Origin of the sequence: Methylophaga frappieri, assembly GCF_000260965.1 — a bacterium.
GTDB lineage: Bacteria > Pseudomonadota > Gammaproteobacteria > Nitrosococcales > Methylophagaceae > Methylophaga > Methylophaga frappieri.
Genome location: NC_017856.1, coordinates 2,060,351 through 2,083,514, shown reverse-complemented (window position 1 = coordinate 2,083,514; position 23,164 = coordinate 2,060,351). Strand labels below are relative to the sequence as shown.

The window sequence follows — 23,164 nt, the reverse complement described above, 5'->3', positions numbered from 1 at the left end:
AATCCAGAGAGAACTTGTCATGAAAAAAATTGAAGTCACCGATGTTATTTTGCGGGATGCGCATCAGTCTCTTATTGCCACCCGTATGCGAACTGAAGACATGCTGCCTATCTGCGACAAATTGGATAAGGTCGGCTACTGGTCCTTAGAAGTCTGGGGTGGTGCCACCTTTGATGCCTGTGTTCGCTTTTTAAAAGAAGATCCGTGGCAACGGTTACGTGATCTTCGTCAAGCGTTGCCTAATACCCGCCTGCAAATGCTATTGCGAGGTCAGAACCTGCTCGGTTATCGACATTATGCAGATGATGTTGTGCGCGCTTTTGTTGGCAAAGCCGCTGAAAATGGCATTGATGTATTCCGGGTATTTGATGCGCTCAATGATCTTCGAAACCTTGAAACCGCCATGTCAGCCGTCAAGGACAGCGGCAAACATGCACAAGGCACGCTGAGCTATACCACCAGCCCGGTTCATACACCAGAGCGGTTTGTTAGCCTGGCCAAATCTCTGCGCGAGATGGGCGCCGATTCGATTGCGATTAAAGATATGGCGGGTTTGCTGGCCCCATACCCAACCTATGATTTGGTCAAAGCGATTAAGGCAGAGGTCGACTTGCCACTGGTGATTCATAGCCATGCAACGTCAGGCCTGGCAGCACAGTGTCAGATAAAAGCCATTGAAGCGGGGGTCGACCGTATTGATACGGCTATATCTTCTTTTGCCAATGGCACCAGCCACCCGGCCACTGAAGCCCAAGTTGCGATGTTGCGTGGGACGCCGTGGGATACCGGTCTCGATTTGCACCTGTTAACTGAAATTGCCGACTATTTTCGCGACGTTCGCAAAAAATACCATCAATTTGAAAGCGAATTTACCCGTGAAGACGTTATGGTTCAGGTCAGTCAAGTGCCAGGCGGCATGATGTCCAATCTGGCCAATCAACTCAAAGAACAGAATGCCTTGGACCGTATCCGTGATGTTTTCGACGAAATTCCCCGGGTGCGTGAAGATCTGGGTTACCCGCCACTAGTGACACCGACATCGCAAATTGTGGGTACGCAGGCGGTTTACAACGTCTTGGCTGGCGAGCGATATAAGACCATTACCAATGAAGTGAAGCGTTATCTGTCTGGTGGTTACGGGCAACCGCCCGCCAAGGTCAATGCCGACTTACAAAAACGTGCTATTGGCAACGGTGAGGTGATGGATTGTCGTCCGGCAGATTTACTGGTGCCAGAATTAACCAAGTTACGAGCGGAAATTGGGGATCTGGCCAGTTGTGAAGAAGATGTACTGACCTATGCCATGTTTCCCGACTTAGGCCGTGAGTTTTTACAGCAACGCAAAGAGGGCACTTTGAAACCGGAGCCACTGCTGCCGGCAAGCGAAAACACGGTTCGTCAGAATGAGGCGGTGGCCACCGAGTTCAAAGTTGATGTGCATGGTGAAACCTACGAGATTGCCATTACCGGGGTTGGTGATGTCGGTGGCGGCAAGCGCAAAGTCTATTTGTCATTGGACGGCATGCCTGAGGAAGTGACGTTTGAAGCCTTGAATGAATATGTCAATCAAGGTGGGGGTGGTAGACAAAAAGCCACTGAGCCTGGGCATGTCAGCCCACCATTACCGGGCAATGTTGTCGATGTATTGGTTAACACTGGTGATAAGGTCACAAGTGGTCAGGCATTGATGGTGATTGAAGCCATGAAAATGGAAACCGAATTACTGGCCAAAATTGATGGCACTATCAGTGAAATCAATGTTGCCAAAGGCGATCGTGTCACCCCGGGTGAAGTGTTAATGACTATCACCAGCTAGCGCCGCCGGCCTTTTTGGATAAAGGCATAAGACTTGCAGACTTAATGCCTGTCAATCAGGCATATCAGAGAGCGCAGGTATGGTTAATTTATGGCAACACTACGATCCGGGTCATTTTCATGATGAATTAATGGTCGATGGACACCAGCCTAGAACTTTTAGTTATCGTTTGTTGGATCATTTGCGATCCATGAAAAATGAGGCGTTCAGACAGCGTGTGGCCGAGTCTGAAATCGAAATATTGGAACGTGGCATCACCTTTACCATTTACTCTGATGCCGGCAATATTGATCGCGCCTGGCCGTTCGATATTATTCCGCGGGTGTTGTCCAAACAGGAATGGGACTGCACCGAAAAGGGGCTCGTGCAACGTATTCGTGCTTTAAACCGGTTCATCGATGATATCTATAACGAGCAACACATCATTCGTGATGGCGTCATACCCGCGGAGACCGTTTTCAAATCCAAAGGTTACCGGCCAGAATGCCAAGGGATGAAGCCAGCTTATGGCGTGTGGGCTCATATTTGCGGATCCGATCTGGTTCGTGATGATACCGGAACACTTTATGTTCTTGAGGATAACCTGCGCGTCCCTTCCGGTGTGGCTTACATGTTGGAAAACCGTAAAACGACCAAACGGGTACTGCCGGAACTGTTTAAACGCCTGAATATCAGCCCGGTCAATGATTATCCCGCCCAACTCGCCAGTATGCTGCGCTCGCTGCGACCCGATTTAGCGAATCCGACCATGGCGTTATTAACGCCCGGCATTTTCAATTCAGCTTATTTCGAACATGCTGCGCTCGCCCAACAAGCGGGGCTGATTCTGCTTGAGGGCGCCGATCTGATCGTGGGTCAGGATGGCTTTGTTTATATGAAAACCATCCACGGCCTGGAGCGGGTTGATGTCATTTATCGACGAATTGATGACGACTTTATTGATCCACAGGTTTTTCGTGCGGATTCCACCTTGGGCATCCCCGGCATTATGCAGGCCTGGCGCGATGGCAAGGTGGCTATTGCCAACGCACCGGGCTGTGGCGTTGCTGATGATAAAGTGATTTATGCGTACGTGCCGGACATGATCCGCTACTACCTCAACGAGCCCCCGATCTTGCCAAATGTGCCTACCTGGCTGTGTAGTAACGCCAGCGATCTGGAACATGTATTAGCTAATCTGCCGGAACTGGTTGTCAAACCCGCCAACGAGTCTGGGGGGTATGGCATGCTGGTTGGCCCACACAGCAGTGCTGATAAAATTGCTGAGTTTCGGCAATTAATTGTCGATAATCCAACCAATTACATTGCCCAACCCACCTTGAAACTGTCTGTTTCACCGACTTTTTGTGGTGATAAAGTTGCGCCCCGCCACGTCGATTTAAGGCCTTTTATTCTTTCCGGTAAAAACCACTACGTCACCCCCGGTGGTCTGACCCGGGTGGCTCTAGTCGAAGGCTCACTGGTGGTCAATTCTTCTCAAGGTGGCGGCAGTAAAGATACCTGGATAATTGATGATAGCCCGATTTCAGGAGGGCATGACTGATGCTATCGCGAGCAGCAGAACGCGTTTACTGGTTAGCCCGATACTTGGAACGGGTAGAAAACACGACCCGACTTATTAACGTGCACACTGGGCTGATGATGGATTTACCGCGTGAAGCGGAAATAGGTTGGTTTACGCTGGTCAGTCTGTTTGATGGCGATGCTTTTTATCACGCCCGCCATCCCAAAATTAATGAAAATAACGTCATGCATTTTTTGCTGGCCGATACCGATAATCCCATGGCCTTAATCAATGCCTTGTCTGCACTTCGTGAAAATGCCCGTACCTCATTAGACTTATTACCTGAAGAAACCTGGGAACAGGTAAATGAACTGTATTTGCAGGTTAAAACTGAACTGCCGGCTTTATATAACCGGCGACGCCGTCAACACTTGCTGGTCGCCATCATGGAACGGTGTCAGACTATCTGGGGCATTATTGCCAATCATATGAGTCGGAATCATGCTTATTATTTTTTGCAAACAGCCAAACATCTGGAGCGTACTGATATGACCAGTCGCATACTGGAAATGGCCTCTTTGCTGCTAAAAGATAATCGTGGCGATGATGTCCGGGCATTTGATGGTCTGCTGTGGACCCATTTACTGCGCTCACTGAGTGCATTGCAAATGTTTACTCAACAATATGGTTCCAACCTTGTCGCTGCGCAGGTCTTGGACTTTTTAACGCATGATGCCCACTTCCCGCGTTCACTGGCGTTTTCCCTGTCCAGTGTTGGTCACTCCCTGTCGGCGTTACCCGAACCAGACACCTTACTGGCCAGACAGCAAGCTCTGTTGGCAATTGTCGATGAGCTGGATTGTCGTGATATTCCTGCCGAAACCATTCACCAACAAATGGATACCCTGCAGGTGCAATTAGCCGATCTGAACCGGCTTATTAATCAGCAGTGGTTTTATCCGGATGCCTTTTAGTGAAACGGTTTTTTTGTCAATGTGGGCAGGAAATATTCTTTGAAAACAGCCACTGTAATCGCTGTGGCAGTTTGCTGGGATTCGATCCTGAACAGCGACAACTGTTGTCATTGACACCGAAGTCAAACGACGTATTTTCGACACAACAAGGTGACTTTAAGCGATGCCAGCTTCACACGGCACCTGTTCATTGTAACTGGCTGATACCGCTCAATTCACGCAACCAGCAGTGTGCCAGTTGCCGATTAACTCAGCTGATTCCGAATCAAAATACGCTGATCAATCAACGTCGATGGCAGGTGTTGGAATCAGCCAAACGGCGCCTTTTATACGGTTTATTGTCACTAAAACTGCCTGTTTTTGACACCGAACCTCGACTGATATTTGAATTTCTCGAAGATCAGCAAACTAATCCAAATGTTGGACTTGAGCACGTGTTAAGTGGCCATGTGAATGGCCGGATTACCTTGAATGCTGCCGAGGCCGACGGCAGCTATCGGGAAGCAGCACGGGAAGCGATGAATGAACCATATCGGACCTTATTAGGCCATTTTCGGCACGAAGTTGGTCATTTTTACTGGTTACTGTTGATTCGCGACTCAGCAAAGAGCAGCGAATTTGAGACCTTGTTTGGCAACCCGCATCAGGAGTATTCCGCGGCATTAAATCATTACTATCAACATGGACCTGCCCAACACTGGCAGACCACGTTCATTTCCGCCTATGCCAGCGCGCATCCACTTGAAGACTGGGCCGAGACTTGGGCACATTACTTACTAATGCAGGAAACACTGGAAACGGCGCTAGCCTTTGACCTGATTAGTCAACCAGAGAAAAAAGCCGGAGACACCTTGTGGATGACAGAGTGGTATCAATTGGTCACCATTTTGAATGCCTTAAATCGTAGCACCGGCAACGCAGACGCGTATCCGTTTGTCATCTCACCTGTGGTGAAACAAAAATTACAGTTTATTGATAATTTGATTCACCCTACTGTTCGTTAAACCGAGGCATCTCACAAAACGCCTGCCGCAGTCGCTCCCCCCAAGCCTTCCTTAATTCGATAAGGTAAGGATGCTCTGCATGAAAACGATAGCGTTTACTTACATCAAAAGTGTCTTTTCGGTAAATCAACACCTCAATAGGCGGTCCGACACTGACATTACTCTGCATAGTAGAGTCCATGGAAATCAGCGCGCAGGTAGCAGCGTCAGCCAGTGATGTATGTGGTCTGATAAACCGATCTAGCACCGGCTTGCCATACTTACTTTCGCCAATCTGCAAATAGGGTGTTTCCTGAGATGTCGTGATGTGATTGCCTTGGGGATAAATCAGAAAAGCCTGATGTGGATTACCATGGATCTGCCCAGCCAAAATCAAAGTTGCCTCAGGAGCAAAGCCACTTGCTTCATTATCCGCATGACGACGAATACGACTGCTGAGAATTTCACCGACATAATCTGCCGCATCAGATAAATAACTCAAGGTGTTCAGATTTCTTGGCTGCGTCTCGCGAATATCACGTTTCAACTGTTCAGCAACATATTGTGTCGTGGCCAGATTACCAGCACTTAGCAACACCAGGGACCGGTTTGGATCGGTTTCAAAGGTAAACATCTTGCTGTAAGTGCTCACCTGATCAATTCCGGCATTGGTTCGCGAGTCAGAGGTGAGCACCAAGCCGTCGTCGAGCGAAATTGCCACACAATAAGTCATGTCATGTCCCGTGCATTAATTGCACAAAGATAGTCGTAATTCTGAATCAGGGCAATGGTCTTGCTTGGGCTTTGTCAGATCCCGCTCAGGTCTCGATGATTACTTCCCCAACCAGAGGCAAATGATCGGAAGCCTGACGGCTGATCTTTGAACGATGCGCACGCACAGAAAGCAAGCTTTGCTGTGGCATGACCCATAGCCGATCTAACGATAATAAGGGGAAAAATGAAGGAAATGTTGCGATATGATGCGAATATCTAAAAAAATGCTTTAACCAGTTTAACGGCCTTCCCCAAATCAGCCATTCATTTAAGTCCCCCATGAGCCAAATATAGTCACTGTGGCTCTGCTGTAACAAATTGACAATCTGTCGCACTTGCGAGCGCCGTTCCGATGGCCACAAACCAAGGTGAGTCGCCATCACCGTAATTATTTTGCTCGCGACCGCCAACTCCACCTCCAAAACAGCACGGGGCTCGTGTCCAGCGAAGGAAATATCGCGACGTTGACTGGCAATGACCGGCAGCCGGGTTAACACCGCATTGCCATAATGCCGGGTTTCCCGCATTAAGGTCGGCCCTGACACTGCTTGATATCCGGTTCTGGCAGCAAGGTAATCTAAAAAATCACCTTCCTCAATCAAGTGATGTTCCACCTCTTGTAACGCAATGACATCGGCATTCAGTTCATCAATGACTGTGGCAATTCGTGCCGGGTCAAATTGACCATCAGAGCCAATACCGGCATGAATGTTATAGCTGGCAATACGCAGCCGCATCAGCTTTGCGGCCGCTTTGCATCACGTCGTAAAAACAATTTTTGTAAACCCGCACTCAACACTATGACGGCCACGATAACCCCTAGCAATACACCGATTTGGCTGGCATCAGGCTGTTTCAGTGCGGCAATCAATGAATCGGTAAATACGGTGAACGCTAAAATCGCTGGCAGCATGCCGAGCACCGTTCCCCAACAAAAATCACGTAACCGAATATGAGATGCGCCGGCAACCAGATTGATAACGGTAAAAGGCGCCACCGGGACAATCCGAACCGTAATAATCGTCAATAAGCCGCGTTTGGCCAAACGTTTGCTGATTCGGTTAACCTGACTACCGGCCAGTCTTGCCAGTGCGCCTTTACCTAGCCGTTGACCGCACAGAAAACCCAGCACAGCCCCCATCACCGCGCCGATAAGTGCATAAATGCCGCCCTGAATAGCGCCAAAAGTCATCACTGTTGCAATGATCAATAACGTCACCGGTACGCCGAATAAGCTACTGATCGCAAACACTAACAACAGCAAAATCGGCGCAAATGGCAGAGATTTAATCGTCTGACCAGCACTTTCCAGATTTTCCTCACTGAACCATTCCGCCAGCGGAGTGAATTGCCATAACAGCGTGATCAAGCAAATAAACAGAATAATGCCAACCCCCGTTAACCACTGTTTTCGGAAAGCGGAACGCTGCTGGATTGGCAATAACAACTTGGCCATATCATCGGCTTGTAACGGCTTTTCGGGGTCAATGACGCTACTATCCGGTAACAATTCATCACTTAGCTCAGTGACCTGGCAATCCAAAGCACGTAAGGTATGAGCTGCATCTTGGTGCGCATCGATAAAGTGTCGTACTGAACCGTGTTGCTTGATGCCTTCAATGACATCCGCAATCGACATGCCCATATGTTCAGCAAGTAAATCATGTCGAATGTTAGCTATTTTTTGCGTTTGGCGCTGGTTAGTTGCCTGCAATCCAATATCACACTCACTGTCCAGCCCCATAGAGCGATTACTCAAATTACTGGAGCCCACTCGCAGCCAGTGGTCATCAATGATCATGGTTTTACTGTGCACGCTGATATAACGGTCACCAAGCGCATCACGATGCGGATAGCAGACCCGCAAACGCTGATGCTTATCGGCCTCACATAATCGACGCATGAGACGTGCTCTGAGCACATCCATGGTATTTTGCTCTAACCAGCCCCCCGTCATTTTAGGCAAGACAATAATAATCTCTGGCCCCGCTGGTTCGGCCAAACGTTTTGCCAATGCATCAGTTATAACTGATGAAGTAAAGTATTGATTTTCAATGTAAATCAATGATTCCGCACTCGCAATACTATCTAAATACAAGCGCTCAACTTCTCGAACTTCAGGATAACCACCATAAGCCGGCTGAGTTCGGGCAATCGCTAAATCGACCTGCTCAAAGTCAGGCGATACGCTGTTAGGCCATACATCTTCGCCACCTGGGATTGGTGTTAAGGTCTGCTCGGTAGCACGAAACCACCGCTCTCGTGCCAAATCTGATAACGCACAGGCTGCTTCACCATCCACTAACCACTGCACATCATGAAAAGGAGGATAGGCTTGCTTATCGGGATCTTGACGGCGACTATCTTCGGCCGCATGGTCGCGGCTATCCCAGCGATGTTTACCGAGATCAAAACCGCCACAAAAAGCTAATTGATCATCAATAACCACTATTTTTTGGTGTTGTGACGCGGTTTGCGGACACTCACCATCAAGCTCAAAATGTAGCCGATCTTGATGACGCCACAGCGGCCGGTAAGTGGGTAACCACTCACGCTCAAATGTATACATCATGGCCCAATCCCAATTTAGAATGTATACATCAAGGGATGGGGTTTGCTGCAGCGCATAGCACAAAATATGACCTAACTCATTGGGCAAATCATCTGGGAGATCTTGCCCGCGGCGTAACAGCATGCGGCTATCTATATCCCAACCAACGATAATAATTCGCCGCTTGGCATTGGTTATTGCCTGATGCAGAGCTGGAAAATAATTTTCCCCATCAATGAGTAAGCTGGCACGGTTAGCTGAGACATACTGCCAGCAATTTTTACCGGGAACCGGTATGCGCATTGGATTCGTCATCAAATATCCATAAATGACAATTAAATGATTAAGCGTAGCATACGCCTTGCATTTGTCTCTTAACCCAGATTTATTTCACCACCAGTCAGCGTCTCTCAGGTTATCTTAAAACCCGCTCTGGCCTAGGTTTGGGCACAAAAAAACCCGACTTTTGCCGGGTTTTTTTGAATTCTTGCCGTTAATATTAACGGTTGTTGATGTACATGGTTACTTCAAAGCCAAAACGCATATCTGAATATTCTGGTTTAGTCCACATAACACTTCTCCTTGAGTTGACTTATCAGCTAATCGCTGACTTGGTTCCTATGATAGTGAATTGCAAATTTATGTGAATCAGGGGTTTACCTGTTAACACTCAGGATTTTTCTGAGTCTACCTCTGTCAAGCTGGTGAATTCTTCTGCACTGGTTGGATGAATGGCGATAGTACGGTCAAAATCAGCTTTAGTTGCACCGGCCTGAATTGCGATCGCTAACCCCTGCATAATTTCACTGGCATCCGGTCCGGTCATTTGCGCCCCCAAAACCTGATCCGAGGCACTATCAACAACCAGCTTGATAAAGTTTTTGGCAGTCCGTTGGCTCAATCGTGAACGTAAACCGGTAAAAGTCTTTTTATACACCTTCACCGTCATACCCCGTGATTTGGCAATGGCTTCTGTTAACCCCGCCTGGGCAATGGGCGGATCTGAAAAGACGGCTGTGGGCACCTTGTCCGGATCAACTGGCTCAGCAGGCGGCGTAAATAAATGTCTGATCAAGGCTTCTGCCTGTGCAATCGCCATTGGTGTTAATTGCATGCCCCCGGTCACATCCCCCAACGCAAAAATATCAGCTTGATTGGTCCGACCCAAAGAATCTGTTTTGATAAACCCCTGATCATCCAGATCAAGTTGGCAGACATCTAACCCAAGCGCTTCCGTGTTCGCGTGGCGCCCAGCCGCAACCAATACTTGATCGGCGACAATCTGCTGGCCAGTTTCAGTAGTGACTTGCAAACTGCCATCGGCCAGTCGGGTAATGGCAGTGGCATCCTGACTGAGGCGTAAGTCGATCCCGTTAGCGCGCATTTGTCTGGCACAGACTTCCGTGCATTCAGCATCAAAGCCCATTAATAATCGCGGGCTTCGGGCAATGATGGTGATCTGTACACCGAATCGCTGCATCAAGCCGGCAAATTCTGTCGCGATATAACCACCGCCAATGATTGCCAAGCGCTGGGGTAATTGTTCCAGGCAAAACATATCATCCGAGGTCAGGGCATCATTAATTCCAGGAATGGGTGGCCTGAAAGCACTGGCGCCAGTCGCGATCAACAATTGTTTGGCGTGAATCTCTTGCCCATTGAGTTGTACCGTGTGAGATGCCGTCAATTTCGCTTTACCGAATAACACGGTTACGCCGGCCTTAGCCAAGGTGTTCTGATAGGCTTGCTGGATTTCCTCGACTGCAGCCGTGACGCTTTCACGCAAGGTTTGCCAATGAAATGTCGATGATGCCGTCTTCCAACCAAATTGTCCCGAATCGGCTAGCAGAGTTTGATATGCCGCACTGTAAAAAAGCAGTTTTTTGGGCACACAGCCATAATTGACACAGGTCCCGCCCAAAGCCTGCTGCTCTATAATCGCGACCTTGGCACCGGCCTGAGCAGCGAGCCGCGCAGCCCGCACTCCAGCCGAACCGGCTCCAATCACCAACAAATCATAATTAAGCTGCGTCACTCACCGGCACCAAAAAGTACATTTACAGATCCGAGATCTCGGGACGATGCTTGTTGGCGTACATCATCTGATCTGCTTTGTCGTAGAGGGTAGGCAAGTGGTAGTCGGTGGTTACCACCGTTTGCGCAATCCCATAACTGAAATGGAGTTGCAAGCTGCTATCAACAGTATTGTTGTGGCCTTGCACCGCATTTTTGAGTCGCTCGATGGCTTCTTTATGGCTCGTTGAACCTTGCGGATTGACCATCATCACAATAAATTCATCGCCGCCGATTCGAGCCATTAAATCCGAATCGCGAAAAGTTTGTTGCAATAACATCGCAAAGTCTTTTAATGCGTCGTCCCCGGCCTGATGTCCGCCCTGATCATTAATCCGCTTAAAGTTATTGATATCAATGTAAATCAGGGAGGCTGTCATGTTTTGTTTCAAACACAGGTCGAGCATATGTTGCGCACGATTTTCAAAACCACGCCGATTGAGAATACCAGTCAAATGATCCTCAGCCAGTTTCATATTAGCGGCAATTTCTTCCTCAACCATCGTTCCCAGTTCTTTCAGCAAGGCCACTTCCTGCTCATTGAAAAACCGCGGTTTATCATCAATGATGCAAAAACTGCCCAGCCTTTCTCCGGTTGGCGCTGTGATCGGTTGACCCGCATAGAAACGGATATAGGGCATCCCTGTGACTAAAGGATTTTCTCGATATATCGGATCTTTACTGGCATCAAGCACAACAAAAGCATCATCATGCTGAATGGTGGTATGGCAAAAAGCATATTCGCGAGGTGTTTCATTCACATCCAGGCCGACTTTGGATTTAAACCACTGCCGGTCACTGTCTACGAGCGAAACCAGACTGATTGGAACATTAAACAAGCGCTTGGCTAAACGGGTTAAGCGATCAAAACGCTGTTCCGATGGCGTATCCAGCAATTTAAGCGCATGTAGCCGTTCTAAACGCAGCTTTTCAACCAAATTCATGCGCTCGACTAACCAACTGTCGACTTCCGACGTCGCTAACGGACGACCAATATAATATCCCTGTGCTTTGTCACATCCCAGCTGCTGGAGAAACGCCAATGTTGGCTCATCCTCAATACCTTCCGCTATCACCAACATGTCCAGACTATGGGCCAGATCAATGATTGCTTTGGTGACCAACCGCGACTCCCGTGAATGATTGACGGTCATAATAAATGACTTATCAATTTTCACTTCAGAAAAGGGCATTCTTACCAGTTGCAGCATCGATGAGAAGCCTGTGCCAAAGTCATCAATTGATAACTGAAAACCACGCATCCGTAACCGGGTAAGCAAGTCTAATGAGGCGACCGCATCATCCATCGCGCCAGTTTCCGTCAATTCCAGCATAATTTGTTCTGGTGCCACACCATATTGCTGACATAACGCGTCCAAGGTGTTGAACAAGTCCAGATTTCTCAGTGACAACACGGAAATGTTGATTGAGCACAGTAAGGGACGCGCCGTGCTGGCAATGTTGGAGAAAGCTTTTTGCTGACAAAAACCACTGAACCAGATCAAAGCTTTTTTGAATACAAGCCGCGTCAGCAAGTCGATAAGATTATTTTTTTCAGCAACAGCAATAAACTGATCCGGTGACACAAAGCCCAATTCAGGGTGCTGCCAGCGGGCCAATGCCTCAAAACCTGTCAGCAACCCGCTTTGACATTCGACTTTGGGCTGGAATACGACGTACAACTGTTCGTTTTCTATCGCTTCCTGTAAAGCAGCGACCGTAATTTCTTTACTACCACGAGCATTATCAGACATGAGTTCATCCGACAGCTGTGGGGCGGCATTCACCACCTCGCGAAAATGTTGTGGACTGAATGGCTTGGGTAGTACGCCAATGATGTTAAGGCCATGTGCTGAGGCTGAGCGAGCCGCCGCCTGTAATACTTGCTGCCCCACGCCGCTGGTGATCATGATGTACGCACTCACCTGCCTTTTACTGAGCTCGGTCAGCACTTCAACCCCGTCCATTTCCGGCATCACCAGATCCAGCGCAATATGCGTCGGAGCCCAGTTATCAATTTCAGTAAAAAAATCGTGGGGCGAGCTGGTGACATGTACGCACATACCGGCAAACTCAGCGACATTCTTCAAGGTCTCGCCAGTGAGCGCATCATCATCAAGTACAAGAAGTCGTTTTTCTGTCATGCCCATCATGTTCCTTCACTGTCTGCCAGCAGTTGTGCAATCCTTTGCAACAGCGTCGCACGATCATAGGGCTTGCGCAATAAATGCTGTTGCAGGAGCGGGGCTGAAACCTCATCCAGCGCATTTTCAGTGAAACCAGAGGTGAATAATACCGGCAGATTCGGCCGACATTGCTGCACTTTTTGCGCCAAGAGCGTACCCGAAAAACTGTCCGGCATCAGCACATCAGTAAACAGGAGATCTATGGCTTGCGTCGATTGTAACCAGGTCAGGGCCTTTTCCGCGCTATTTGTTGACAACACCCGATAACCCGCCGCATGTAATTGCGACACGGCATATTGCCGGACCAGATCATCATCATCGACGACCAGAATCGTTTTGTCAGCGGTCGAAATCTTGTCGAGTAAAGCTTCATCAGTTATAGCCTGCTGATCCTCGTCATCTGATGCCTCATCGGAGGGTGGCAGATACAGCCGAAAGCACGTTCCCGTCGTTGCCTCTGACTGAACCCGGATATGCCCACCACTCTGCTTGATAAAGCCAAAAATCATGCTTAACCCAAGACCACTTCCCTTGCCTTTGGCCTTGGTGGTGAAAAAAGGTTCAAAAATTTTATCGATGATTTCTGCTGAAATGCCACCACCACTATCAAGCACGCTGATCACGACCCACTCCTGACCCCGTAATTCGGTATCGTCAGCCTGCTCATCTGCATTGCAATTTTGACTTTGGATAGTAATATGTCCGCCTTCAGGCATCGCATCACGACTATTGATAATCAGGTTCAACAAACAACTTTCCATCTGTACCGGATCCAGGCTGACTGGCCAGAGATCTGCTGTCAGATCCAGTTTCAGGCTAATATGCTGTCCGAGCGAACTCAGTAGCAGCTCGTGCATTTTTTCAATCAGCTCATTAATATCAACCTGGGTTGGCAATAGCGGCTGACGCCGGGCAAATGCCAGTAGATTTCCTGTCAACCGCGCTCCACGCTCCGCGGCATCACCTATCAGCTTGGTTAAAGCCAACAGGTTCGGTTGTTGTATTGATTCGGCTAATAATGCGTTGTTACCACTGATGACCGTCAGCAAGTTATTAAAATCATGTGCGATCCCACCGGTTAATTGCCCCACCGCTTCCATTCGCTGTGCCAGCTGCAATTGTTTCTGAAGATTTAATTCACCACTAATTTCCCGCTGTACAGAAACAATGTGAGATATGCGCCCAGCATCAATGGTGATAGGCACAATACTGAGCTCCATCTCAATCTCGTGACCCGACTTATGATAGTTGGTCAATTTTGTCCTGACTGGCTGCTTGGTTAATAACGCACGGCGAATCTTATCAAGCTCACCACGCTGTGTTTTTGGTCCTTGTAGAAACCGCGGCGACTTGCCGATAACCTCGTCACGGCGATATCCAGTTAATCGCTCAAAGGCATCGTTAACAAATACGATACGAGGTCCCGGCTCATCAATTGGCGCGGCGTCGGTAATAATGACAATATCATTTAACTGAGAGACAGCACTCCGCAACAGTTTCAGTTCTTCCTGAGCACTTCTTTGACGCGTAATGTCACGAAGATAAACGGTAAGGCCAGCTTCAGCAGGATAGACCCGGACATCCAACCAGCTATGCCGCTCGGCGTACCAGAATTCAAATGTCATCATCTTACGCGATAACAATCCACGCTCTAATTGAATCGAAAAAGCGCCATCGTCATCAAGACTGGTTTGATTGATATGGCATCGATTTAACAATGTAGACTGCGTTTTACCCAGCAAAGAACAGGCTTGTTGATTGGCGTAACTAAAACACATTGCTTTATCGAGGGTAAAAAAAGCATCGGTAATACTTGATAATGTTGACTGTAACTGCCGAGACAGCGTTTCACTGTGTTGCTGTAACTGCTTGCTTTCGCCAATATCAATGCCTGAACCATACCATTTAAAAATTTCACCCATTTCATCACGAGCTGGCATTGCCTTGGTTAAAAACCAATTATATTCACCATCATGACGACGAATACGAAACTCCATGGTATACGGCTCGCCAGTCTGAATGGACTGTTGCCAACGAAGTCGGGTTGGTTCTTGATCATCCGGGTGCAAAAAACTCAGCCAGTTAGGCAAAATTTCTGACTCATCTTCGCCAGTGTAATCAACGGTATAGCGGGAGACATAATCTAGACGGCCATCGGGCCAGGCACTCCAGATAAACATTTGCATACTGTCGGCGATAAACCGCAGTCGACGTTCTTCCTCTTGCGACCGTGCTTCTTGGAGTTGTGAGGCATGGATATCCTGAATCACACCAGTCACATGGCGATGTGCCTCCGCAGAAGCAACGATACGCAGCCATTTGATCCCCCCATTGGACCGATGCTGACGAACGGACTGTGCCATAGGCAGCGACTGCTGCTGGATGTGCTGACAAAGTTGTTTTGCATCGCTTTCCAGAAATAAACCAGCAAATGCAGACAGGCTGAGTTGTGATGTGGAGACCGACAAAATTTCTTTGGCAGCCGGGCTTAACGTCACCGTCTGATCTCGTAACTGCCAGCCGCCAACCCGGACTAAATCGGCAGTCAGCTGCAGCTGCTGTTGTGCTGCGCTATGTTGCTGCTGACGGTACAAATTCCGTAGACATAATATATAAAGAATGATGAGGACAAGGCAGGCTAATAGCCGGTTTAGTATCAGTATTGCGCTAAACGCATCGGCATTGAAATGAATGGTTAAAAATAAACCCAGCCAAATCAGCGCAAAGCTGCCCCAAAAGACGCCCATTAAAAATCGCTTTGATTGGCTCAACGCGGCAAGCAAAAGCACCGGACAATAAAGTAAACCATGGCCAAAGTCTGCCTGGGTCAGGCTGTCCGTCAATAATATCCCTACCAGCAAGGTCAGGCTCAACACCTGACTTGGCCAACGCTGTTGCAAATATCGGTTCATGCTTTGCATACAGAGTGCTCTTCCCTTACTAGCAGTCATCCATTAAGCAAAGAGCGTAACGCGTTGTCAGGTGAAATTCCAGAAACAATCATGCCGAGGCTAGCAACTAAACGGGATTCGGCACACATTGATCCGATTATTTTTTATCCCACAGCAGGATGCGCTTGGGAAACAAGCCAAATCACTGGGTTTTACGCTACGTTGAGCAGTTGTTTGAGTTGTTGCTGGTGCGCCCCGATTAAATCCGACAGCGTGTAGTCGTCCAATACTTTAAGAAATGCCTGCTGTGCCCGTGCCAGAACGCCTTTTAGGGTACAGGCTGAATCAATTGCACAGGCCGTTTTATTGCCGAAACACGGCAAAAGCTGAAGATTTTCAGTCTGTCTGACTAATTTGCCAATATTAATCGATTCCGTCGGTAAGCCCAGACGCAAGCCACCACCACGTCCTCGATGACTCACAACATAATTCAGTTGGACCAGCGTTTGGACTACTTTGGCCAAATGATTGGCAGAGATATCAAATCGCGCCGCCGCGTCTTGTATCGTTGCTTTTTCATCCTGTTTAACAGCGAGATAAATCAACAGTCTCAGGGAATAATCAGTATGGGTAGTCAACTGCATAATGCGACTCCAATGCAAGCTTTTTGTTGTTGGCAGCGTCAAGTGTCGCCGCCGACCAGCAGTGTTTAGCATGCCCCGTTGCATTTTGTGTCAGGATAAACATAACGACCCACTAGCCGCCGCTTTGTCACCCTCTTAAACAAGCTGATTAATTACCTTTTAAAAGACAGTGTGCCTTGAGCATCCTCGTTTAGGCAAATTTTTTCATTTGGCAGCGATGGCTGATTCTATCAACAATCAGCTTCCTGACAATTACGCATGTATTGCCCTTGAAACTGATGACTTCTAATTAAAGCGTTCTTAAAGCACACATTTTTTTCAGGTTTGATTCAGCTTGGTTTCGTAAGCTGAGCCTACCTTAATCAAAAGGCAAGGAGATAAAACATGAAAACCGTAAATAAAATCACTCTCGCAGGCTTGATTTCTCTCGGTCTGTTTTCCGTCGCACATGCCGATGATGACCATCGGGAAATGCAGCAAAAAATCGATCAGTTTGATCTGATTTCTACAGAGGAAGCCGTCAAGATTGCCCAAGATAATAAAGCGGGCGTGGTTGATGACATTGATTTGGAAGGCAATGGTCAGGGCTATCAATACGAAATTGAAATCGCTGATAGTCAAGGCGCCGAATGGGACATTTACATTGATGCCAAATCAGGTGAAATCATAAAAGTGAAACAAGATTACTAATCGTGGTTACCTTCATTGAACTTAAAAACGGTCTGCTACTGCAGGCCGTTTTTTTATATCTCAAAAAAAATAAACGCTAAGGCCTGCCAGGCATGACTACACGGATTTTCAACCCACCTAAAGAGGGGGAGTCGGAAAAATGTAGCTGGCCTTTATAGCTATCCACAATATCATGCACGATCGCCAATCCCAGCCCACTGCCAGGCATAGATTCATCGGCGCGAAAGCCGCGCTCAGTCAACCGTGGCTGATCTGACTCAGCACAGCCCGGTCCATCATCTTCAATGATAAATTCGCATTGATTTTTTTGGCGGGTCTCGACTGTAATCTGAATTTTTTTCTGGCACCACTTACTGGCGTTATCCAGTAAATTTCCTAGTAATTCCATCAAATCTTCACGATCGCCAGCAAAATTCACCTGTGGATCCACCCGCCAATCTATCTCTAACACTTTCTCCGCATGCATCCGTTGCATGGTACGGCATAAATCCGCCACGGTTTTCGGTAAATCAACTTGCTTTCCAGGCAAGGGGGCGCCCAGCAAGCGAGCACGTTTTAGTTCACGCTCAATAATTTGATACAAGTCTTGTGTCGTTTCCTGGAGGCGTTGCTGGAGCTGCGGATGCTCGCCAAGAGCTGGCTGCTCGGCAATCTGATTCAACAACGTAAGTCGACTTTTCAGCGCATGGGCAAGATTACCCAAGGCAACCCGAGAACGTTGCGTTTTTCGACTTAATGTTGTCAGCAGTTGATTTAAGGCGGCAATAACCGGCTCAATTTCTTCTGGTACCTCTCGGGTCAAAGTCTCTGCCTCGCCACGATTTAACTTGAGCAACTGCCGGCGCACCGATTTTAACGGTGACAATGCCTTGCCCACTAACCACCACTGCATTGCCAATAACAACAGTAACCCGGTTGCCGAGACCAGCGTAAATAACCATTGAAAACGCCGTAGTTCGGCTCGCATCGGACCAATATCTTCGGCAATGGCAATGGTTAGCGACTGATCACGCTTGATATAGCCACTTGTCATCACATAAAGCTGCTGTGACTGAGGTCCGGCTTGGCGAATTTGCGTTTGTCGACCACTTGCCATCAATGGCATCGCAAGTGACTCATCCCACAACGATCGGGATTGAATGCAATTTTCTGCTGTTCGGCAAATACGATAATAACGGCCGGAAAAGGCCCGGCGATACAAGCTACTTATCGCTTGTTCATCAAGCATCATGCTGCCATCGGGCAGAATGGTCAGATTGCCCAACAGGCTTTCTGACTCCATTTGCAACCGTTCGATTAATTGTTTTTCCGTTAATCGCTGAATGCCATAACTGACCAGCGCCCATTGCAACACCAGCAAGATGATTAAAGTCAGCGTCAGGCCGAGAGAGAGCCGATGTTTAAGTGAGGTCATTGATCACCAAACACATACCCCTGTCCACGACGTGTGGTGATGCAATGAGAACCGATTTTTTGCCGGAGTCGATTCACGTAAACTTCCATGACGTTGCTATCCTTATCGCTATCATAATCATAGACATGCTCTGTCAGACGGCTTTTGGAAATAACCTGGCCCGGATGCAGCATAAAATAACGCAGCAAACGAAATTCCGTGCCTGTCAGGCTAAGTGATTGTCCGTCAGCTAAGGTGACTTTTTGCGCGGCTTCATCCAAAACGAGCCCTGCCGCCGTTAACGCCCCAGTTGGTGAGCCCATACTTCGCTTTAAAACCGCATTTATACGAGCAAGTAATTCTTCAGTCTGAAACGGCTTGGCAACATAATCATCTGCGCCAGCGTTAAAGCCTTCGACTTTTTCTTCCCAGCTGCCCCGTGCCGTTAAAATAATGACGGGGACACGATGGTTTCGACTTCGCCAGTTTCGCAGCACGTCCAGTCCGGGTCGTTTGGGCAGGCCTAAATCCAGCACAATAATATCGTATGGTTCAATCTCTCCCAATGCTTCACCATCTACACCATCCACCGCCAAATCCACGGCAAAACCAGCACGCATCAATGCCTCCCGTAGTGACGGCCCAGCCAATGGATCATCCTCTATGATGAGTAGTCTCATGCTTAATCGTCCAACTCAAGGTCCATTAGCGCCCCGTCTGTAGCATTAAATTCCATCTCCCAGACTCGACCATTTGCATCGAGAAGCTCAATTTCATATTCGTACTGGCCATCATCCTCATCGAGTTGGATTTCGATGACTTTACCAGGCTTGACTACCTGCGCCTGCGCTATCACGGTTGAAAGCGGTAATATCTTGCCCGCTTTACGTAATGCACGCGCTTCGTCGTAGCTGATCTCTGCAGCCAAAACAGGGAGCGACACACTCAGAGTTACGACACTGAGCAGATAGTAGTACGTCAACTTTGTCATCAGCACATGCCTCCGGGCAGACCTTTTATTTAGCCTACCTTGTCCAGCTGAATTTGAGCTGAAAATTTAAAAAACCAGCGTACTCAACAATCAGTACGCCCTGCATCGTTAAGACAAAGCAAACGGGCAAGCAGCGAGGTTGCGAGTAACAAACGCGCTGCCAAGCCGGATAGCATTGCCCGAAATGTAAGCCGTTATTTTTTGCTAAATAGTTGTTGATGTTGACAATTTCCCAGTTCAAAAACCATTAAATATACGCTATGGTTATTCAAGTAAAGATGAAAAGGAGATGCAGACAATGGCTCATCATCACTTTGAATCACCTCAAACTGGCTTGCTAAAGTCAGCCCGAAAAAACAACTCACCTTCTATTCTCGCAGAAATCGCCGCGCACGCTGAAGTGCAATTTAATGGCGACAAGCCATGGGATATCCAGGTAAACGATGACCGTTTTTACCGCCGCGTTTTAACTCAAGGCTCTTTAGGCTTTGGTGAAAGCTACATGGATAAAATGTGGGATTGCCGAGCGCTGGACGTGCTATTCACCCGACTACTTTCAGCTGATGTCGAAAAAAAGCTGGGAGGCTGGGTAAAAGTCCGCTTAGTCAGCGAAATCATTCGCCAGAACCTGTTTAATCTACAAAGCCGCGCCAGAGCCTATCAGGTCGGTGAAAAACATTACGATGCCGGCAATGATATTTTTGAGGCCATGCTGGATCCCACCATGAGTTACTCCTGCGGTTATTGGGCAAACGCCGATAACCTTGCTGATGCGCAGCTGGCCAAATTGGATCTCGTTTGTCGAAAATTGGCGCTGCAACCTGGTGAAACGGTCTTTGAAATCGGTTGTGGCTGGGGCGGGTTTGCACGTTACGCAGCAGAAAACTATGGCGTGGAAGTGTATGGCGTCACCATCTCCAAAGAACAACAAAAATTGGCGCAACAACGCTGCATCGGTTTGCCTGTTACCATTGACTTAAAAGATTACCGAGAAGTAAATGGGCACTTCGATAAAATTGTTTCTATCGGCATGTTTGAACATGTTGGCCCCAAAAATTACTCAGACTATTTTGATACTGCCAGTCGATTGCTCAGCAAGGATGGCCTGTTTCTGCTGCATACAATCGGTTCATACGAGACTGTCTTTAAAGTGGATGCGTGGATTGATCGTTATATTTTTCCCAATGGCAAATTGCCTTCCGTGAAAGAACTGGGCAAAGTGCTCGATCATCGCTTTGTGCTTGAAGATTGGCATAATTTTGGCCCCGACTACGATGTCACCCTGCTGCATTGGTGGCAACAGTTTGATCAGGCTTGGCCAACACTAGCACCTCACTATGACGAGCGTTTCTACCGGATGTGGAAATACTACTTGCATGCATGTGCGGGGTTTTTTCGCAGTAAAAAGGGTCAGTTATGGCAGTTAGTGTTAAGTAAGCGCGGCCGCCCTGGAGTGTATCGTTCAGTCAGGTAATATCAAACAAGTCACGCCACCTTGTTATCTTTTACCCGCGCCCTTATATAAAAAATAAGTTGCATTGCCGTCAGCATAAGTAAAACTGAGGTTTTATGTATGTTAATGACAATCCGTTGTCTGGCAATGTACTTTTTACATGCATTTGACATGCACAACTGTATAGTGACGATAAATCGTGGACGACTAACCCCGATCGCATTTGGATCGGCATAATTAGCATAATAAGGAGAGCTCATGAGCAAAATTGATATTGGTATCGATAAACAGGACCGCACCAAGGTGGCAGAGGCACTGAAACATCTTCTTGCTGACTCTTACACGCTTTATTTGCAAACGCATAATTTCCACTGGAACGTCAGCGGACCCCAGTTTCGTGACTTGCATCTGATGTTTGAAGAACACTACACAGAACTGGCAACCGCAGTGGACGAAATTGCTGAACGCATCCGGACTTTAGACGTTGCCGCACCGGGAACATACAAGGCTTTTGCTGAACTCAGTTCAATCAAAGAAGTCGAGGGCGTCCCTGACGCGAAAGAAATGGTTAAAATTTTGAATGACAGCCATGAGCGCGTGGTAAAAACTTGTCGCCAAGCATTAAAGCTGGCCGAAGAGGCTGAAGACGAATCCACCGCAGCATTGGTTGGTGATCGCATGACGATTCACGAAAAAACAGCCTGGATGTTACGTATGATGCAAGAGTAAAGACCGTCGCATCTCAAAAAAAAGACCGCCACAGAGCGGTCTTTTTTTGTCTAGCAATTAAGGAATCGATCTGGAAGACAACACCATCATCTTATCCACTTGCATTTCCGCCATAGAATATTGAATCCCGCCAACGCCATGGCCGGAATGCTTCAGTCCGGCAAAGGGCATCCAGTCCACTCGAAACGCCGTGTGCTCATTAATCATCACCGCCGAAGCATCCAATCGACACGCGGCATACATCGCCTGATCAATGTCCTGACTATATACCGCTGCTTGAAAAGCAAAATCCGTATCATTCGCAGCCGCCACGGCATGGGCAATATCATCAACCGGAAACAGGCAAATCACCGGGCCGAAAATTTCTTGGTTCGTGACCACCGACGTCGCAGGGGGATCAAATAAAACGGTCGGTTCATAACAATGATTTGCTAATCGTTGTCCGCCACAAAGCAACGATGCTCCTTGCTCTACCGCATCATGGACCCAGCGATCCACCCGGTCTACCTCCTCAGCCCGAATGAGCGGACCGACCGTGGTATCAGCTGACAGCGGGTCGCCCACACGCTGCGCTTTAGCAGCATCAATCAGCTTATCGGCTAACGCTTTGGCTATCGATTTATGCACATAAACACGTTGCACCGAAACGCAAACCTGGCCCGCATGATAAAAGCCACCTTTCGCCAAACCGGGCACGATCTCATCAATATTGGCGGATTTATCAATAATGACTGGTGCAATTCCGCCATGTTCTAGAGCGCAGCGTGTGCCCGCTGCAAGTTTACTTCTTAAATACCAGCCGACTTTAGCACTGCCAATGAAGCTAAGAAAACCTACCCGTTTATCTGTTGCCAATTTTTCTGCGGTGGCGTGACTGTCTGTCAATAATGCCTGACACCATTCTGCCGGCAAGCCGGCTTGATAGAAAATCTCCACCAACCTGAAACACGACAACGGAGTAGCTTCGGCCGGTTTGACAATCACCGGGCAACCTGCCGCAATCGCCGGGCCCACCTGATGGGCAATCAGATTTAGTGGGTGGTTAAAAGCACTAATTGCCACTACCACGCCAATGGGTTCCTTTTGAAACAAGGTAAGACGATGCTGTGAAGCCGCATTAACGCCCATAGGAACAGGATGTGCGCCTTGGTGACGTAAGGTATCAATACACTGGCGGATACTGTCAATGCAGCGTGCGATTTCCACTTGAGAGTCCACCAGTGGCTTGCCCCCTTCTGCTGCCGCTCCTTCGGCCAGTGTGCTTGCCTGTTGCTGCATCAATTGCATGGCCTTTTCAAGAATAGTCAGCCTTTCCGGAACGGGCAGCCAAGCATCACGTTTTCGAAAGCACTGCCACGCGGTGGATAAGGCCTGTTCAACAACTTGCTGATCCGCTGTTTCAACAGTGGCTAAGACAGCATCAGAAAACGGATTGGTCACTTCAATAGATTGACCTGAGCCAACCTGAACGCCGGGAATGTTAAGGGCAAAATGAGGAAGCGTGCTCATGAC

The 23,164-nt window shown here is 48.1% G+C and carries 19 protein-coding genes; 7 read left to right on the top strand and 12 right to left on the bottom strand.

Going from position 1 to position 23,164, the window contains the following annotated elements; all coding sequences use genetic code 11:
* The first annotated feature begins 19 nt into the window (after window positions 1–19).
* The 4 genes from oadA (at window position 20) to Q7C_RS09955 (ending at window position 5,298) form a co-directional block, all read left to right on the top strand.
* Window positions 20–1,816 carry a sodium-extruding oxaloacetate decarboxylase subunit alpha gene (gene oadA / locus Q7C_RS09970; protein WP_014704636.1) on the top strand — a complete coding sequence of 599 codons (1,797 nt, stop codon included), beginning with the start codon at window positions 20–22 and terminating at the stop codon, window positions 1,814–1,816.
* Between the two features lie 79 nt (window positions 1,817–1,895).
* Complete coding sequence (locus tag Q7C_RS09965; RefSeq protein ID WP_014704635.1) at window positions 1,896–3,359, top strand: circularly permuted type 2 ATP-grasp protein; 1,464 nt, start codon at window positions 1,896–1,898, stop codon at window positions 3,357–3,359.
* The gene (locus tag Q7C_RS09960; RefSeq protein WP_014704634.1) at window positions 3,359–4,294 is read left to right on the top strand and encodes an alpha-E domain-containing protein; all 936 of its coding nucleotides are present in this window, start codon (window positions 3,359–3,361) and stop codon (window positions 4,292–4,294) included. Before Q7C_RS09965 ends, Q7C_RS09960 begins: the two co-directional genes overlap by 1 nt.
* The gene (locus tag Q7C_RS09955) at window positions 4,294–5,298 is read left to right on the top strand and encodes a zinc-binding metallopeptidase family protein (RefSeq protein ID WP_014704633.1); all 1,005 of its coding nucleotides are present in this window, start codon (window positions 4,294–4,296) and stop codon (window positions 5,296–5,298) included. Before Q7C_RS09960 ends, Q7C_RS09955 begins: the two co-directional genes overlap by 1 nt.
* Here Q7C_RS09955 and Q7C_RS09950 read toward each other — a convergent pair.
* The 8 genes from Q7C_RS09950 to Q7C_RS09920 form a co-directional block, all read right to left on the bottom strand.
* On the bottom strand, window positions 5,285–6,010 hold the full coding sequence (locus tag Q7C_RS09950; protein WP_014704632.1) for a proteasome-type protease: 726 nt from the start codon (window positions 6,008–6,010) through the stop codon (window positions 5,285–5,287). The two genes, Q7C_RS09955 and Q7C_RS09950, sit on opposite strands and share 14 nt — an antisense overlap.
* 85 nt (window positions 6,011–6,095) lie before the next feature.
* Entirely contained in the window at window positions 6,096–6,788 is a 693-nt protein-coding gene (locus tag Q7C_RS09945) for an endonuclease/exonuclease/phosphatase family protein (protein ID WP_014704631.1), read from the bottom strand.
* Window positions 6,788–8,917, bottom strand: coding sequence for a VTT domain-containing protein (locus tag Q7C_RS09940; RefSeq protein ID WP_014704630.1), 2,130 nt, complete (start codon window positions 8,915–8,917; stop codon window positions 6,788–6,790). The genes Q7C_RS09945 and Q7C_RS09940 overlap by 1 nt, the downstream gene beginning before the upstream one ends.
* 184 nt (window positions 8,918–9,101) lie before the next feature.
* Window positions 9,102–9,173: a pyrroloquinoline quinone precursor peptide PqqA gene (gene pqqA, locus Q7C_RS14085; RefSeq protein ID WP_083839481.1), complete on the bottom strand. Its 72-nt coding sequence runs from the start codon at window positions 9,171–9,173 to the stop codon at window positions 9,102–9,104.
* Window positions 9,174–9,272: 99 nt separating this feature from the next.
* Window positions 9,273–10,637 carry a glutathione-disulfide reductase gene (gorA, locus tag Q7C_RS09935; RefSeq protein ID WP_014704629.1) on the bottom strand — a complete coding sequence of 455 codons (1,365 nt, stop codon included), beginning with the start codon at window positions 10,635–10,637 and terminating at the stop codon, window positions 9,273–9,275.
* A 22-nt stretch (window positions 10,638–10,659) separates the two neighbouring features.
* A complete protein-coding gene (locus Q7C_RS13360) occupies window positions 10,660–12,819 on the bottom strand; it encodes an EAL domain-containing protein (RefSeq protein WP_151194755.1) in 2,160 nt (719 codons plus the stop codon).
* A 5-nt stretch (window positions 12,820–12,824) separates the two neighbouring features.
* Window positions 12,825–15,782, bottom strand: a complete 2,958-nt coding sequence (locus Q7C_RS09925) for a hybrid sensor histidine kinase/response regulator (protein ID WP_014704627.1) — start codon at window positions 15,780–15,782, stop codon at window positions 12,825–12,827.
* Between the two features lie 182 nt (window positions 15,783–15,964).
* Entirely contained in the window at window positions 15,965–16,396 is a 432-nt protein-coding gene (locus tag Q7C_RS09920; protein ID WP_014704626.1) for an Rrf2 family transcriptional regulator, read from the bottom strand.
* A gap of 384 nt (window positions 16,397–16,780) precedes the next feature.
* Between Q7C_RS09920 and Q7C_RS09915 the strand changes: the two genes are divergently transcribed.
* Window positions 16,781–17,086: a PepSY domain-containing protein gene (locus tag Q7C_RS09915; protein WP_014704623.1), complete on the top strand. Its 306-nt coding sequence runs from the start codon at window positions 16,781–16,783 to the stop codon at window positions 17,084–17,086.
* Window positions 17,087–17,162: 76 nt separating this feature from the next.
* Here the strand turns inward: Q7C_RS09915 and Q7C_RS09910 are convergent, their stop codons facing one another.
* The 3 genes from Q7C_RS09910 to Q7C_RS09900 are packed head-to-tail and all read right to left on the bottom strand — an operon-like array spanning window position 17,163 to window position 19,470.
* On the bottom strand, window positions 17,163–18,500 hold the full coding sequence (locus Q7C_RS09910; RefSeq protein ID WP_014704622.1) for an ATP-binding protein: 1,338 nt from the start codon (window positions 18,498–18,500) through the stop codon (window positions 17,163–17,165).
* Complete coding sequence (locus Q7C_RS09905; protein ID WP_041366696.1) at window positions 18,497–19,159, bottom strand: response regulator transcription factor; 663 nt, start codon at window positions 19,157–19,159, stop codon at window positions 18,497–18,499. Before Q7C_RS09905 ends, Q7C_RS09910 begins: the two co-directional genes overlap by 4 nt.
* Window positions 19,160–19,161: 2 nt before the next feature.
* Window positions 19,162–19,470 (bottom strand): PepSY domain-containing protein, encoded by a 309-nt coding sequence (locus tag Q7C_RS09900; RefSeq protein ID WP_083839459.1) that lies wholly within the window; start codon window positions 19,468–19,470, stop codon window positions 19,162–19,164.
* A gap of 298 nt (window positions 19,471–19,768) precedes the next feature.
* Between Q7C_RS09900 and cfa the strand changes: the two genes are divergently transcribed.
* Together cfa and Q7C_RS09890 are read left to right on the top strand one after the other, a co-directional pair.
* Complete coding sequence (gene cfa, locus Q7C_RS09895; protein ID WP_014704618.1) at window positions 19,769–20,944, top strand: cyclopropane fatty acyl phospholipid synthase; 1,176 nt, start codon at window positions 19,769–19,771, stop codon at window positions 20,942–20,944.
* Between the two features lie 237 nt (window positions 20,945–21,181).
* A complete protein-coding gene (locus Q7C_RS09890) occupies window positions 21,182–21,652 on the top strand; it encodes a Dps family protein (protein ID WP_014704617.1) in 471 nt (156 codons plus the stop codon).
* Window positions 21,653–21,709: 57 nt separating this feature from the next.
* Here Q7C_RS09890 and Q7C_RS09885 read toward each other — a convergent pair whose 3' ends face one another.
* Window positions 21,710–23,161, bottom strand: a complete 1,452-nt coding sequence (locus tag Q7C_RS09885; protein WP_014704616.1) for an aldehyde dehydrogenase family protein — start codon at window positions 23,159–23,161, stop codon at window positions 21,710–21,712.
* Between the last annotated feature and the right edge of the window lie 3 nt (window positions 23,162–23,164).